Consider the following 15,643-nt stretch of genomic DNA (forward strand, 5'->3'; position numbering starts at 1 on the left):
GAGTGAGTGACATGGAATTGAAGAATAGGACAGCTATTATTACTGGTGCAGGAAAAGGAATCGGTCTAGCCATAGCGACTTCGCTTGCTAAGGAAGGTGTCAATCTCGGTCTCATCGCAAGAACAAAGGCAGATTTAGAAGTGCTTCGCGATTCATTAACAGAAGCTTATGGTGTGAAAGTTAGCATTGCAACGGCTGATGTTTCTATAAAGAATGAAGTGGATCAAGCCGTAGAGATATTGAAGGAACAGCTGGGTTCAATTGATATATTGGTTAACAATGCCGGGGTTGCAGAATTCGGAACATTATTAGAAATGGATCCTGAAGTGTGGGAAAGAATGATTCAAGTTAACTTAATGGGAACCTATTACGTGACACGGGCTGTACTTCCAGCAATGGTAGAGCAAAACAGTGGTAACATCATCAATATTGCTTCTACTGCAGGTGAGAAGGGGTTCGCAACGGGGTCTGCTTACTGTGCTTCTAAGTTTGCGATGTTGGGGCTTACTGAATCCGTTCTGCAGGAAGTTCGTAAATTTAACATACGTGTTGTTGCGTTAACTCCAAGTACGGTGAATACAGAATTAGCTAAAAATGCCGGCTTGAAAGTAGGCAATGAAGAGCATATGATGCAGCCAGAGGATGTGGCTGAATTGGCTATTGCAACTTTGAAGCTTCCAGATCGTGTTTTTGTGAAAAGCGCTGGTCTATGGACAACGAACCCACAGTAGAGCATGAATAAACAAGCCTTGGATCCTTTGATCCAAGGCTTGTTCTTGCTATTCTCCATTTGAACCATAAGAGATGGTCTTATGTTTCGCTGTCTTTCCATTCCTCAACGATGTTCAACAAGGTCGATACTTCCCAGGATGATATGTGCTAGACCAAAGCCAAGTACACCATACGCAGCAAGTTTATACTTGCTTCCAAGCATTGCGGCACCTGATGCAGATACGACAGTTCCAAGAACAGCAGGAATCAATCCTTCTCGCATATGAACACTCCCTTAAGTAGTTTTGGAAAGACAATGGGTAGTATTTGTATATGTGATTGGATTTATACATTTCCTGTTCTTATAGTAACAAGAAAATTGATGATCGCTATGTTGTACCAGAAAGTCTTCGGAAAAGGACTTCACTTAGGATTGGAGGTAGAAGTGCATGGGCAGTTGTAGAAGATACACTTATTTTAGAGGAAAAGGTGAGGTGGAGAAAAATAGATGCAAAGATACAGTTAAATAAGGGAAAATAGAGAAAAGTGGGGATTTATCAGTAACTAGATGTACTCTGTGCAACTAAAATTAGCAATTAAGGATATAAAGAGGATTTAAATGTACTTCGTACAACTATTGGACTAGGAGTAAGTAGAAGATACACTTGTTGACTTAATATTGTTGGTTCTGTATAATTTGATTCATCAAAATGCATATTTTAAACGTTGATGAGGAGTACTAATTTCGAAATATCATCCAGAGAGCCGGCGGTTGCTGCAAGCCGGTTGATAAATTGAAGTGAACTTGCCTCGGAGTAATGATATGAATATGGAAGGCATTGTCGATCCGGTGACTAAGATCGTCGACTTTTCTATATAGTAAGTATCATCGTCTCACCCGCGTTAAGGGTTCAAAGTGAGTGGAAGACAAAGAATGTATTCCGCTAACTAGGGTGGTACCACGGGAATCAAACCTCTCGTCCCTAGCGATCAAACGCTAAGGATGTAGAGGTTTTTTTGATGGACAAATGAGTTAGATTTAGATCATGTACGCGATTATGAAGGAGGAATAATAAGCCATGAATGAACAGCAACAACAAGGTCAAGGCTATCAACCATTAATTATTGAACCGAAATGGCAGCAATATTGGGATGAACATGAGACATTTAAAACGGGTGAAGATCCAACGAAACCGAAGTTTTACGCTTTGGATATGTTTCCCTATCCATCAGGTACGGGGCTTCACGTAGGGCATCCTGAGGGTTATACGGCAACAGATATTGTATCACGCTATAAACGGATGAAAGGTTATAACGTTCTTCATCCTATGGGCTGGGATGCTTTCGGGCTACCTGCTGAGCAACATGCTTTAGACACAGGAGAACATCCAAGGGATATCACAGTTAAGAATATTAACAATTTCCGTCGTCAGATTAAATCTCTAGGCTTCTCATATGACTGGGATAGAGAGATTAGTACGACGGATCCGAAGTATTATAAATGGACACAATGGATATTTATCCAGTTATTTAATAAAGGGCTTGCGTATGTAGCTGAAGTGCCTGTCAATTGGTGCCCAGCATTAGGTACGGTACTAGCGAATGAAGAAGTTATTGATGGATTAAGTGAACGTGGAGGTCATCCTGTCGTTCGTAAACCGATGAGACAATGGATGCTCAAGATTACTGAGTATGCGGATCGCTTATTGGAAGATTTAGAGGAGTTAGATTGGTCCGAAAGTATTAAAGATATGCAACGTAATTGGATCGGTAAGTCTAAAGGAGCAGAAGTGAGATTTGATATTCAAGGTCACGATGCAAACTTAGCGGTATTTACAACACGACCAGATACTTTGTTCGGCGCAAGTTATTGTGTTCTAGCTCCTGAGCATGAATTGGTTACCGTTATTACAACACCAGAGCAATTGGCTGCGGTTGAGACCTATAAAACTCAGGCATCGCACAAAAGTGATCTGGAACGGACGGATTTGGCTAAAGATAAATCAGGGGTCTTTACAGGGGCATATGCAGTTAATCCGGTGAATGGTGCAACGATGCCAATCTGGATCGCAGATTATGTTCTTGCAGGATATGGAACGGGAGCTATTATGGCAGTACCAGGTCATGATACTCGTGACTGGGAATTTGCTAAACAGTTCGGATTAGAAATTATAGAAGTAGTTAAAGGCGGGAATATCGAAGAAGAGGCATATAGCGGAGACGGAGAACATGTCAACTCTGAATTGCTTAATGGCTTAAAGAATGAAGAGGCCATGGCAACAATGATTAAATGGCTAGAAGAAAACGGCAAAGGCGAAGGTAAAATCACATATCGTCTACGTGACTGGTTGTTTAGTCGCCAAAGATATTGGGGAGAGCCTATCCCAATTCTTCATCTAGAAGACGGAACAATGAAGACCGTACCGGTCGATCAATTACCGTTAGTTCTACCAGATGTAGACCAAATCAAGCCATCAGGTACGGGAGAATCACCGCTTGCTAATGTGCTTGACTGGGTAGAGACGATTGATCCTGAGACAGGAATGAAGGCTAGACGTGAGACGAATACAATGCCTCAATGGGCAGGCAGTTGCTGGTATTATCTACGCTTCATTGATCCTCATAACGATGAGGAGCTCTGTTCTAAGGATAAGCAACAACAATGGCTTCCGGTAGACCTGTATATCGGTGGAGCAGAACATGCTGTACTTCACTTGCTATACGCACGATTCTGGCATAAGGTGCTATACGATCTTGGTATAGTTGATACCAAAGAACCATTCCATAAGCTCGTAAACCAAGGAATGATTCTAGGTACCAATAATGAGAAGATGAGTAAATCACGTGGAAATGTAGTGAATCCAGATGAAATCGTTGAAAGTCATGGTGCAGATACACTTCGTATATACGAAATGTTTATGGGACCATTAGAAGCTACGAAGCCATGGAGTATGAACGGCGTAGAAGGAAGCCATCGTTTCCTTGCTCGAGTATGGCGACTAATTATTAATGAAGAAGGCAATCTTCAAAGTAAAATTGTTGACGGCCAAGGCAGCGATGAATTTAAACGTGTATGGCATAAAACGATTAAGAAAGTTAGCGAAGATTTGGATAACCTGCGCTTTAATACAGCGATTAGCCAATTGATGATCTTTGTTAATGAAGCTTACAAAACGGAACAATTGCCTCGTCAAGCTGTTGAGCAGTTTGTACAGCTTCTGTCCCCAATGGCACCGCACATCTCCGAAGAATTGTGGCAGCGCCTTGGGCATGTTGAGAGCATCTCTCTTGTTGAATGGCCAACATTTGACGAAGCCTGGACGGTAGATTCTGAGGTTGAGATTGTTATACAAGTGAACGGAAAAATTGTACAGCGTGCGCTGGTTGCAAAAGATATGGACCAAGAGGCATTGCAAAAGCATAGTCTGTCACTACCTAGCGTGGAGCAAGCGATAGCAGGAAAAACCATTCGTAAAGTGATTGCTGTTCCAGGGAAATTAGTTAATATTGTGGTCAGTTAATTTCAGGTCGACCGAACAATTTATCTAACTCCTTTACATCTTCATCATATTTATGATGGGTTGTAGTAATTAGCTGGTGGAATACACCATCTAGGTTGTGATTTAATTGAAGTAAAGCTTGAGCGGTAATTCCGCCAGGGACGGCGATTAGTTCTTGTAGCTGGAGTGGCGTTAACCCACCTTGGGTTAATAGCTTACCTGTTCCTAGTATCATCTCACTGGCAAGACAGGTGACTTCTTCACGGGAACTGCCTGTCATCTCTATGGCGGCATCGATCCATTTAGATAAGAAGAAGCTCATAAAAGCAGGGCCACAACTAGAAAAATCTGAGTTAATGCGTGCCTGTGATTCTTTTATTTCCAACGGTTTGCTGAATGAAGAGAGTAGATCATGCAGAAATTGCTTATCTTTCTCTTCGATTCGGCTTCCATACATAACTAATGAAGCACCACTACCGACCTTATGAGTTACGCTTGGAATGACTTTGGCGATCTTACAACATAGACTACTCTCCAAATGTGCCAGTTGCACAGGGCTAGTAATAGATATGACTAGTTGGTTCGGTCGAAGGTCATTTTTAATTTCTTGAATTAATGAAGGGAATTGAAGAGGTTTAACACAAATGAATAGAACATCACTGCATCTTACAGTCTGAATATTATTGCGACATACATTTAGTCCTTCATGGCGCTCAGAGAGTGCAAGGGACTTCTTTATTGTACGGTTACTTATGAATAGTTGTTGAGGTTGAAGTGCTCCGAAATGAATGAAAGCATCTAATAAAGTGCTTCCCATACTGCCGGTTCCAATCAATCCTACCTTCATCAGAACATTTCCTCCTTTCAAAGTTATATTAATGACATAATCCTACTTCATAATATATGCGCTAGTACCTTTGCCTCATGACGAAATAACAGATCTGATCAAGTAATTTTATTTATCTTAAGATGATCCTGTCGAAATGTTGTGTTGTTATTCAAATCTAATGTGATAGAGGTGCATTGTGATGAGACGTATACATAAGGGGGTCTATGTTGTGGTTGCCCTATTAAGTAGCGGATATATTGTATTATCTGGTGTGGGGGGGAAAGACGGTATTGAGGATTGGGAACCGTTGAACTTGCAAATAGCGCAAGCATTGGGAGAAGATAATGAGACCGAAACTTTGAAACAAGAGCCGCAGACAGGTATGTCGAATAATGTTTCAGCAATAAAGAATGAGGGTGTCGTTAACTCGTCATCTTCTGATCCGATAGTCGATGTGGACAAGCAGGAGGTTCTAGAAGTTGCTACTAATGAGACAAGTCTACCTACAGCGATGTCGTCCGAAGTTTCAAATAACAATAAAATAAACGTGAATACAGCTGGGTTGTCACAATTAAAGGAACTTCCAGGTATAGGAGAAAAAAAGGCACAGGCGATATTGGATTATCGCAATGAAAAGGGTTCCTTTCGGAAAATATCTGATCTCGTTAATGTGAAAGGAATTGGAGAAAAAATGTTGGAGAAAATAACTCCATATGTAGAACTATAGGTTAATATGAAAGTATAAAATGGAGGGGAATAAGATGACAGATACACGTAAAGACTGGGATACGTATTTCATGGATATCGCTTATATGGTATCTACTCGTTCTCGTTGTGCTCGTCGACATGTAGGTGCTGTACTTGTTCAAGGGAAGAAACTACTGGGGACAGCGTATAATGGAGCACCAATGGGCATGCCGGATTGTTCTGAGGCTGGTTGTATGATAGCAGAGGATGTATCCCTGGTCTATGTGGATGGGGAAGAGAAAATGATTAGGAAACAACGTTGTATTCGAACGATTCATGCTGAACAGAACTTATTGCTTTTTACTGATCGTGTAGATCGAGAGGGTAGTACAGTTTATGTCACAGATGAACCCTGTTGGACCTGTGCAAATATGCTGGCAAATAGTGGGGTCGTTGAAATTGTATTTCATCGTTCCTATCCTAAAGATACAGATAAGGTAACATCTATGATGCATAGCAAAGGCATTATTGTTCGCCAGTTACAATCCTTTGAACCCCCTGGAGATACGATAACAATTGTAACGAACTAAATATATAAGTTCACAATATTGGAGAAAGAATCTCCTTTGCGACGATCATCGCAAAGGAGATTCTTTTTATTTTCTAAATAAGGAATGTGATATGGATGCAGGGTAGACCCTTGTTGTTATGTACTCTATGCTGGGTTGTTGGAAGCAGCGTTGCTTGCCTATATTCAGGTTATAGACTTGGTTGGTTATGGATAGGGATGACGGTATTACTACTAGCTTTTAAGATGCTTCTAAAAAAGAGGTGGGGAGTCGTTCTAATGATGTGGACGGCAATTACCCTTTCAGGTGGATACTGGGAATGGCATGATCATACTAACGTAACGTCATTGGCTTCTGCTGTGCAACAGGATATAACCGGACTTTCTGAGATGAGCGTCGACGCAGAGGGTGTGATTGTAACGACGGTGATAGTAGATGGGGATCGAGCAGATATGAACGTCAATTTATCTGAAATAAACTCATCAGTCGTATCGGAGACCGTGCTAGTACAGGTGAAGCTTCTGACGAAGGAGGAGCAGCAAGAGGTCGGGAAATGGCAGCGTGGTGATACCATTAAGTTAAGTGGTTCTCTTGAAGTTCCAGCAGTTGCTCGTAATTATGATGGTTTCGACTATAGAAATTATTTACGAACGAAAGAAATACATTGGATCATGAAGGTAAAAGGAGTACAGAACACAGCAGTTGTGGCACCGACTTCTTGGAGTGTGATGTCGTTATTTCGCGTGAATGATCTGTTAAGAGAGAAGATGGCATCCAAGATCGATGAATTGTTCCGCGAGCCTCACGCTGGATATATGAAAGGTCTGATCATTGGGATGCAAGATGATGTAGACCCTGCGACGTATGGTCAATTCTCTCAATTAGGATTAACACATATATTGGCTGTATCAGGTACTCATGTGGCTGTATATGTTGCGTGCTTAATGATTCTGCTATCGTTGTTCAGACTTTCCCGTGAAACAGTACTTACAATCGTTATTCTGCTAGTCCCTTGCTATGTTCTTCTAACAGGGTTCAGTCCCTCTGTTGTTCGTTCTGGTATCATGAGCATGATTACTCTTTATGCAGTAAGACAAGGGTTGTTGAAAGACGGGCTTCACATTATTAGTGCTGCGGCCCTCCTGATGTTAATATGGAATCCCTACTTATTATTAAATGTTAGTTTTCAACTTTCCTTTATCGTTACACTAGGTCTGATCATATATGTGCCACTAGTCATGTCAATGCTGACACGGTTGCCCCGTAAATTTGCAGGTGCATTAGGAGTGACTGTCATCGCTCAGCTGACGTCTTTTCCACTGACTATATATTATTTCAACCAATTCTCCTTACTATCTGTCGTGGCTAATCTACTGTTGGTTCCACTCATCTCTTTTTTAGTCATGCCACTGGGGATGGCTTCTTTAGCAATCGGTTCGATATGGGTATCCGCAGGGAGGTGTCTAGCCTGGGTTGCAGAATGGCTCGATAACATTACCTTTACGGTAGTAGAATGGATGAATATGCACCCAGTGTTCATAATGATATGGCCATCACCCTCTATATTATGGATCTGTAGTTATTATGTTTTATTGTATGTTCTACTTAGATTAACGGATTTATGGGTACAACATGCTCAATCCTCTCCAATGTCTGTTGATGATACAGTCCCACTTGAAGATGTACCTGATTGTCAGCGACGGAAGCCAGAAGCACGATGTAGCAAGCTTACATGGAAGCAGTTCATTGTTGCCCCACTATTGCTCATATTTATATTTTTATTATATATTGGGTACCAACCAGAGCCATTGAATGGAGCTGGACTAGTATCATTTCTGGATGTTGGTCAAGGGGATAGTATTCTTATTACAACGCCTAAAGGGAAAAATATTCTTGTGGATGGTGGAGGTACCGTAAGTTTCAGGAAGCCAGAGGACTCTTGGAAGAATCGTAAAGTCCCTTTCGAAGTGGGAGAAAAAGTGGTTGTGCCATTGTTGAAAAAACGAGGTATCCATCATCTTGATGCTGTAGTGCTTAGCCATGGGGATCAGGATCATATAGGTGGTTTACAGGCTGTTGTGGAGCATATTCCAGTGAAAGCTTTATTATTTAATGGTACACTTACAAATACGGCTACAATGGAAAAGTTACTATTAACGGCTCTAGTAAAAGACATACCCATTTATGCTGTTCATCATACGATGGTGATGCAACCTGATGAGTACACGGAGATGATATTTCTATCACCTGAAATGACACAAGATGAGCAAATGGAGTTGCCTGTAGTAAAGGATCAGAATCATTCATCTCTAGTATTAATGCTCGATATGAATGGTATCCGTGTGTTATTAACTGGGGATATGGATATAGCAAGTGAGAAGAATATACTGAGGAATGAAGCCAGTGTGGCAACTGTATTAGAGGGAGCCGATATTATTAAAATTGCCCATCATGGTAGTAAAACATCAACTTCTGAAGAATGGCTAGCTCGTTGGCAGGCAACAGCTGCAGTTATTTCTGCGGGGGTCAACAATTCTTATGGTCATCCTAGACCTGAAGTGCTTGATCGGATTACTGAACATGGTATGGACATCTTTCGTACGGATCAGCAAGGAGAGATTCAAATGAAGTTCCATTTGAATCACAAAGTATGGGTCAGAAATAAATTAAAGTAGGCTGAAATTGGATTTCCTTGTTTATTAGGGTTGAACTCCGGATCGTACTCTTGTAAGATTCGCATAGAAGTCTTTTTACTATTTAAAAAAAATGCAACAATTTGCTGGTCTTACACGTCAGTAAGATTACAGGGAGAGGGGGATCCTTTGTGGTAGAGCTTGGACTCATAAGAGCCGCTCAATCGGGCGATCGCGACGCTCTAATTACCCTATTACGTGATATTGAACAACATGTATATCGCACTGCCTATTATATCCTAAATAATGAACAAGATGCTTTGGATGCTGCACAGGAGGCATTAATCCGTATCTATACTCGAATTGACTCCTATGAAGAAAAGGCGAAATTTAAAACATGGGTACAACGGATTGTGACCAATATATGTATCGATAAGTTCAGGCGTAATAAGCCAACGGTATCCATAGATGAGCATGAATTTGATTTTGAAGATAAACAGGATGTCGAGCATTTAGTTCTGTCCTCTTATGTGGCGGAAGACATTCGAGAGGCTATCAATCAACTTCCAGAGCATCATAGAAATGTTATTGTGTTGAGATACATACAGGATCTTTCATATAATGAAATTTCTGAATGTTTGGATCTTCCATTAAACACGGTGAAATCATATTTATTTAGGGCAAGAAAACAATTACAGGGCATGCTACAAGAGTATCAGAAAGGAGGTGTGTCAGGATGAGATGTACAGGGGTGGTAGAATCGATGCACCGATATTTGGATAACGACCTTAATGAAGAAGAGGTGGCAGAAATGTTGGGACATATTGCTGGTTGTCAACAATGTGCAGAAGCCTTTCGTACGCTGAAGGCTCTAACCCAGGAACTAGAGAAACTTCCGCTCGTCGTACCCAAATATAGTTTGGTGGATGCTATTATGCCTCAACTTGATGCACTGGATCGTGCCCGCCTTGAGAAGGCGGCTTCCGAAGAGATTCAACCCGCAGAGATGATTCCAGTAGCATATATGAATAAGCGGAAGAAACGCTACCCTACAACGGGAGTTACAAGAACATTGATCGGGGTTGCGGCTGCGGTAGGGATTTTAGGTGTAGCTATTTATAGTTATTCTCCACAACAGTTATCAGATGCGCAGGTCCAATATAAAGAATCAGATTCTACAAGGATGGAATCAACCATGAGTGCGGAAGACGGAGCTATGTCTATGAAGAATAGTACGGCGAGTAATGCTGCTACGACTACTGCGAATGATTCAGGAGCTGTAGCAAATAGAGACTTGTCACCTGCTGAGGGTGTGAAGGATGAACTTGGCACTCCATCACCGGAACCTGCCGAATTAGAACAAGATACAGTGGCCTTATCACCTGAGAATTCGGAGAAAGGGAAATCAAGTGAACCGTTAATAAGTGATAAGAAAGTGGTAGCCTCGGATTCAACTAAGCAGGATCAACAAGATCAGGATTTAAATCTGACTTCAAATCCAACTTCAAATCCAACTTCAGAAGCTGTGGATGAACCATCTATTGCTAGGATGGAACAAACAGACATATTGGATTCTTCAGAGAAGGCTTTGGAAGATGAAGTGGCAATGGGTGACCGAGCCAGTGAACCTTTACAAGCATTGATTGTAGATCCTGTTCCAAATAAGCAACGTATTATGGATGATATTACAGGATTCAGTAGCCATGTAGCTATAGCTCCAGAGACTGCTTCAGCATCTATTTCATTGGATTCACCTGATGGGACATTGACTGCCGTTCTGGAGAATCAGAATCTCGAGAAACAGAAGTTGGCGATATATAGAGTGTCTGTTGGAAATGTAAGTGAAAAGAACGTTATTCAAAGTATTGATCTAGTGGGAACTTGGGTAATGGGTGAGTGGTCGATGGACAGTACCGTGTTTACGTACCAAATAGAGCTCGACGGCAAAACGTCAGTCTATACTTACTCCCATGTAGCTGAAGTTGTGACTACCCCATAATATAGATTTGGAATGGACGGCCGGAGAGAAGGAGCCCTGAGTGAAGACTCGAGGTTCCTTTGTTGTGGTTGGAAAGCCCTTTTTTTGATAGAATCATTCTAGGGATCATGTATAGAGAGGAAAGAGGGGGGGATTTATCATCGATATTAAGACAGCGACCAAAGCGATCAAACAAGGGGATGTATCTCCTGTATATTTACTTTATGGATCGGAGAAATATCAAATAAAGAAGTTTAGTTCTTTATTGGTGGATCAATTAATTGAAAAGGAAGACCGCGATTTCGCCATTGTGAACTATGATTTAGCAGAAACTCCAATACAGGTTGTTATTGAAGAAGCAGAGACATTACCTTTTATGGTGCCGCGCAAGTTAATATTTGTTCGAGATGCATCTATCTTTACTGCTGGTAAAGAGGGTGGAAAAATAGAACATCGAATTGAAGCACTATTGGAGTATTTGAAGAATCCTGCGGAATATAGCATCCTTATATTTCTGGTGTATCACGATAAATTAGATGAACGGAAGAAGGTCGTCAAGGCGCTGAAGGCTGCGAGTGTTGTCCTATCATTTGCTTCGCTAGGGGGCGATGAACTATTAGGATGGATTGCAAAGGAGACGAAGCAGAGAGGGTGTACTCTAGCAGCAGGAGCGGCTGAGATCCTTATTAGAAACGCGGGGACACAGCTTCAGAAGTTGTCATCCGAACTAGACAAGCTCTGTATATATTCAGGTGAAGGTGGAACGATAGAGTGTGATACGGTGGAGCAGTTAGTTGCACGTAGCACAGAGCAGAATGTCTTTTCCCTTGTTGAGAATATTGCTAATTTGAGGTTAGAACAAGCGTTGAGTATCTTTTATGAACTACTCAAGCAGCGGGAAGAGCCGATTAAGATTGCGGCACTCATTACAAGACAGTTTCGTATGGTTCTACAAGTGAAGGAATTGACGGGGCAAAGTTATTCCCAAGCGCAAATTGCTTCGCAGCTTGGGCTTCATCCTTATGCGGTTAAAATTGCAGGTGAACAAGCACGCAAGTTCAAATTTGAAGATTTGAGGCGAATATTAAGCAGACTTGCAGATTTAGATTACCACATGAAGACGGGACGAATAGATAAGGTCCTTGGTTTAGAACTATTCTTACTTCGAGTAGGCGACTAGGTGCTACATAGGAATGATAAAAAGTCCTGATCAGCTTACCTGCTGTTCAGGACTTTTGCATCTGTCGTATGAATAGCGCTTCTTATGCTTGAGCATTAAGAGCGTTAAGTTTTTTCGCCAAGCGTGATTTCTTGCGAGCAGCTGCATTCTTGTGGATCAAGCCTTTAGTTACAGCTTTATCCAACTTTTTGGAAGCCAATTGAATAGCAGCATTTGCACCTTCAACTTCATTATTTACCAGCGCGTTGTCAGCAGCTTTAACAGCTGTACGAAGAGCGGATTTTTGGGAAGCATTGAGCGCATGACGTTTGTCATTTGCTTTCACACGTTTGATAGCGGATTTAATATTTGGCATTGCATTCACCTCCTGAAAGACATTCGATAGATCGACATGATTCACAACTTAAAATATTTTAGCATGTGATACATTAAAAAGCAATACTTATAGTGTATAAACAACCTCCTTCTCTCGCACACTATCAGTAGGAAGAAGCAGGAGGTGGAAATAGGATGACATTAGATTTGCAAAATTACAGTGTTCGAACAGATCTTGCTTTAGATGCGAAGGAAATGGCGGAATCAAGATACAGCGCCCCTATTTCAGGTGTAGATGAAGAAGTCACGGAGAATGATGGAATTAAAGTCACTCGCTTAAATGTACTTAACGAAGAAGGATCGAAGATGATTGGTCGCGTGAAGGGTCACTATGTGACGATTGAAGTACCTGGACTACGTGGTGGTGATACAGGATTGCAAGGAAGAGTAGCTGAGGTGTTTGCTCAAGAGTTTGAAGATTTCCTCACATTGATTGGTATACAAAAGACTAGTTCTGTCTTGGTTGTCGGTCTTGGGAACTGGAATGTGACTCCGGATTCTCTTGGGCCACTCGTCGTAGAGAATATATTAGTCACACGTCACTATTTCGAATTGGTACCTGATCAGGTTGCTCCAGGATACCGTCAATTGAGCGCGATTGCCCCTGGTGTACTTGGTGTAACAGGTATTGAATCAAGTGAAATTGTACAAGGCATTATAGATCGTACGAAACCAGATCTGATTATTGCTGTGGATGCACTAGCATCCAGATCACTTGAAAGGGTCAACACTACGATCCAAATTGCTGATATTGGTATCCATCCCGGATCGGGTATTGGTAATAAGCGACGTGGATTAACTAAGGAAGTATTAGGTGTTCCTTGCGTTGCTATTGGAGTACCTACAGTTTGTTACGCATCTACGATCGTAAACAATGCCATCGACTTGATGAAGAAGCATCTTGATCGGGAAACAGATCATACGAAAGAAATTATGGGGATGCTAGATGATATGCCCGAAGGAGAGCGGCTAGCCTTAGTTAAAGAAGTGCTAGAGCCTCTCGGACACGACCTAATTGTGACGCCTAAGGAAATTGATGAGTTTATAGAAGACATGGCCAATATCGTTGCTACTGGTCTAAATGCAGCTCTGCATGAAGCGGTTGATCCTACAAACGTTGGAGCTTATACACACTGATTCATTGGTGTAGGGTAACGTGGTTGGGAAGCATAAGCTCCCTTCCCAACCACGTTAGTATCTTTCGCAGCATCCTTAGATAGGCTCGTTCTTCAGTATATGACCTTCTTAAATTACGACATCAACTCCCCAAACAAGGACGCCGAAAGGCGTTTTTCTTAATTTTTGGTTCTAGTAAATCTCTCAAGTTCATAGATTTAGAGTATAAGAGAGTTCAGGAGGACATTAGAATGAAAAAAGAGTGGTTTCAAATTTGGAATATACACAAATGGAGAGCTAAATGGCTGTCGATTCTAACAATGGGACGCACATTCATAGTTTTGATGTTGAGTTCAATCGTTTTTTTCATATTACTAGGTCTTGGAGGTATGGCAGAGCAGAGACTTAATTCATCTCCGGTGGCATCTATGAAGGGCTTCGCATCATCTCTAACAAGTGAACTTTTCATGGATATGTTGAGTATGGAAATGCCCCATTTAAATAAAGGTAAAGAATCATCTCCACTTTCTGGCGAGAAAATGGGTACATTCGTATTTCAATTGCTAACAAGTGTAAATCTTCGGGATCCTAAAACGCTGTTGGCAAGGGAGTTGCCTGGTATGGATAGTAATAATCCCGTTCTACTCCGAAGTGCGTCTGGAAATAAGAACATGGAAGCCCCCAAAGATTATCATCCTGATGCTACTACAGCTGTAGCGAGTGCAAAATCTCAAGAAGGCATCATTATTCAAGGTCCAGTTATCAAGCCAAGTGAGATTGCGAATCCGGAAAATCTGCTACCACCAACAAAGACAGAGACTCCCACTGTTGAGAACAGTGAAATTCTAATCTATCATTCGCATCCTCGTGAAGCTTTTAATCCATTACTAGGAACAGTTAGTACTAATCCTAGTTCAGAGATGCCTACCAAAAATGTGATGCAAGTAGGGGCGTTTATAGCTAAGGAGCTTAAGGCAAAAGGAATAGGTACGATACATCTTCAGGATGATTATCCAACTTATATAAAAGAATACAATTGGAACTATTCTTATAAATATTCTCGTGAAGCTGTTAAAGAGGCCATTGGACAAAATGAAAAAATAACATATTTACTCGATATTCATCGCGATTCTGCGCGACATGAGAAGACGACAACCGTAATTAAAGGTGTAAGTTATGCTCAAATGTATTTCATTATTGGCCATGCGAATAAGAACTGGCGCCAAAACGAAGCTTACGCAAATGCCATTCATAAGAAACTGGAAGCTGCTTATCCTGGTATTTCTCGAGGCATTTGGGGGAAAACAGCAGAACAGGGCAATGGTGAATACAATCAGTCCCTATCCCCTAATAGCATTGTCATTGAAATCGGTGGAGTTGATAACACCAATGAGGAACTGGAGCGTACATCTCGTATTCTGGCTGGCATTATAGCGGATGTATATTTCGAAGATCAGAAGGCGAAGAAAGCAAGCACTGTGACATCTGAAATAAGTACAAATAACGGTGGTTAAAATGCGAATTCAATAGATGAAGGAGGAATCGAACATGTCTCGTTTTAGCAAAAGGCTGTGGGTTATTGGGATATGGGCTGGTATAGGTATTCTTGTGGGGATGCAGTTTGCTAGTCCCAATAGGCCTACGGCTCCCAAGCAGAGTGTAGTGGCTAATACGAACTCCATACAGGAGGTTACCTTGCCGTTGCCCCAAATTAATTCCAATCCGGGTGTAGCAGGTACGTATACCATTACATTCCAACCGGTTATGCCAGATACGCAGTCTAGTGAGGTTTCTATACAGGAGAAGGCGACGGTTACGGACTATGCAGATAAAACACCACAGGAAATATTGATACCCGAGAGTTCAAAATCGTCAGTGGATGTTTTGGCGGATAAAACAGCGAACCTATTACAAAAGGGATCTCAAGAGGGCATACGTTTCGTCGTATCTCTATTCAGTTCCATCACAGAATAAGTGTGATGTTATCGAGTAATTATTTGCCTGGCATTGCCCGTCTAATCTACAACTGTTATAATGAGGTGATTGAAACATCAGGCTGTTTGTG

Annotated in this window: 14 protein-coding genes and 1 other annotated feature; of the genes, 11 read left to right on the forward strand and 3 right to left on the reverse strand. The window is 41.5% G+C overall.

What is annotated here, in order from left to right; translation table 11 throughout:
- The first annotated feature begins 11 nt into the window (after positions 1-11).
- The gene (locus AC1TO8_RS05570; RefSeq protein WP_482054625.1) at positions 12-731 is read left to right on the forward strand and encodes a 3-ketoacyl-ACP reductase; all 720 of its coding nucleotides are present in this window, start codon (positions 12-14) and stop codon (positions 729-731) included.
- A 104-nt stretch (positions 732-835) separates the two neighbouring features.
- Here the strand turns inward: AC1TO8_RS05570 and AC1TO8_RS05575 are convergent, their stop codons facing one another.
- Positions 836-994, reverse strand: a complete 159-nt coding sequence (locus AC1TO8_RS05575; RefSeq protein ID WP_438346914.1) for an asparagine synthase — start codon at positions 992-994, stop codon at positions 836-838.
- A gap of 434 nt (positions 995-1,428) precedes the next feature.
- Positions 1,429-1,699 (forward strand) — a binding site (T-box leader).
- A gap of 91 nt (positions 1,700-1,790) precedes the next feature.
- Between AC1TO8_RS05575 and leuS the strand changes: the two genes are divergently transcribed.
- Positions 1,791-4,232: a leucine--tRNA ligase gene (leuS, locus tag AC1TO8_RS05580; protein ID WP_482054626.1), complete on the forward strand. Its 2,442-nt coding sequence runs from the start codon at positions 1,791-1,793 to the stop codon at positions 4,230-4,232.
- Here leuS and comER read toward each other — a convergent pair.
- Entirely contained in the window at positions 4,225-5,058 is an 834-nt protein-coding gene (comER, locus tag AC1TO8_RS05585) for a late competence protein ComER (RefSeq protein WP_482054627.1), read from the reverse strand. The two genes, leuS and comER, sit on opposite strands and share 8 nt — an antisense overlap.
- A gap of 181 nt (positions 5,059-5,239) precedes the next feature.
- Here comER and AC1TO8_RS05590 point away from each other — a divergent pair, with 181 nt between their 5' ends.
- The 6 genes from AC1TO8_RS05590 to holA all read left to right on the forward strand — a co-directional run bounded on the left by AC1TO8_RS05590 (position 5,240) and on the right by holA (position 12,087).
- Positions 5,240-5,767 (forward strand): helix-hairpin-helix domain-containing protein, encoded by a 528-nt coding sequence (locus tag AC1TO8_RS05590; RefSeq protein WP_482054628.1) that lies wholly within the window; start codon positions 5,240-5,242, stop codon positions 5,765-5,767.
- 34 nt (positions 5,768-5,801) lie between these two features.
- The gene (locus AC1TO8_RS05595) at positions 5,802-6,317 is read left to right on the forward strand and encodes a deoxycytidylate deaminase (protein WP_482054629.1); all 516 of its coding nucleotides are present in this window, start codon (positions 5,802-5,804) and stop codon (positions 6,315-6,317) included.
- 197 nt (positions 6,318-6,514) lie between these two features.
- On the forward strand, positions 6,515-8,971 hold the full coding sequence (locus AC1TO8_RS05600; RefSeq protein WP_482055221.1) for a DNA internalization-related competence protein ComEC/Rec2: 2,457 nt from the start codon (positions 6,515-6,517) through the stop codon (positions 8,969-8,971).
- A gap of 149 nt (positions 8,972-9,120) precedes the next feature.
- On the forward strand, positions 9,121-9,669 hold the full coding sequence (locus AC1TO8_RS05605; protein WP_482054630.1) for an RNA polymerase sigma factor: 549 nt from the start codon (positions 9,121-9,123) through the stop codon (positions 9,667-9,669).
- The gene (locus tag AC1TO8_RS05610; RefSeq protein ID WP_482054631.1) at positions 9,666-10,928 is read left to right on the forward strand and encodes an anti-sigma factor family protein; all 1,263 of its coding nucleotides are present in this window, start codon (positions 9,666-9,668) and stop codon (positions 10,926-10,928) included. Before AC1TO8_RS05605 ends, AC1TO8_RS05610 begins: the two co-directional genes overlap by 4 nt.
- Before the next feature lie 139 nt (positions 10,929-11,067).
- A complete protein-coding gene (gene holA, locus AC1TO8_RS05615; protein WP_482055222.1) occupies positions 11,068-12,087 on the forward strand; it encodes a DNA polymerase III subunit delta in 1,020 nt (339 codons plus the stop codon).
- An 82-nt stretch (positions 12,088-12,169) separates the two neighbouring features.
- Here the strand turns inward: holA and rpsT are convergent, their stop codons facing one another.
- The gene (gene rpsT / locus AC1TO8_RS05620) at positions 12,170-12,442 is read right to left on the reverse strand and encodes a 30S ribosomal protein S20 (RefSeq protein WP_438346906.1); all 273 of its coding nucleotides are present in this window, start codon (positions 12,440-12,442) and stop codon (positions 12,170-12,172) included.
- Between the two features lie 155 nt (positions 12,443-12,597).
- Between rpsT and gpr the strand changes: the two genes are divergently transcribed.
- The 3 genes from gpr (at position 12,598) to AC1TO8_RS05635 (ending at position 15,552) form a co-directional block, all read left to right on the forward strand.
- Positions 12,598-13,599 (forward strand): GPR endopeptidase, encoded by a 1,002-nt coding sequence (gpr, locus tag AC1TO8_RS05625; protein WP_482054632.1) that lies wholly within the window; start codon positions 12,598-12,600, stop codon positions 13,597-13,599.
- Positions 13,600-13,829: 230 nt separating this feature from the next.
- Entirely contained in the window at positions 13,830-15,092 is a 1,263-nt protein-coding gene (locus AC1TO8_RS05630) for a stage II sporulation protein P (RefSeq protein ID WP_482054633.1), read from the forward strand.
- 34 nt (positions 15,093-15,126) lie between these two features.
- Positions 15,127-15,552 (forward strand): hypothetical protein, encoded by a 426-nt coding sequence (locus tag AC1TO8_RS05635; protein ID WP_482054634.1) that lies wholly within the window; start codon positions 15,127-15,129, stop codon positions 15,550-15,552.
- Positions 15,553-15,643 lie beyond the last annotated feature (91 nt).

The organism is Paenibacillus sp. Y859, assembly GCF_056786405.1.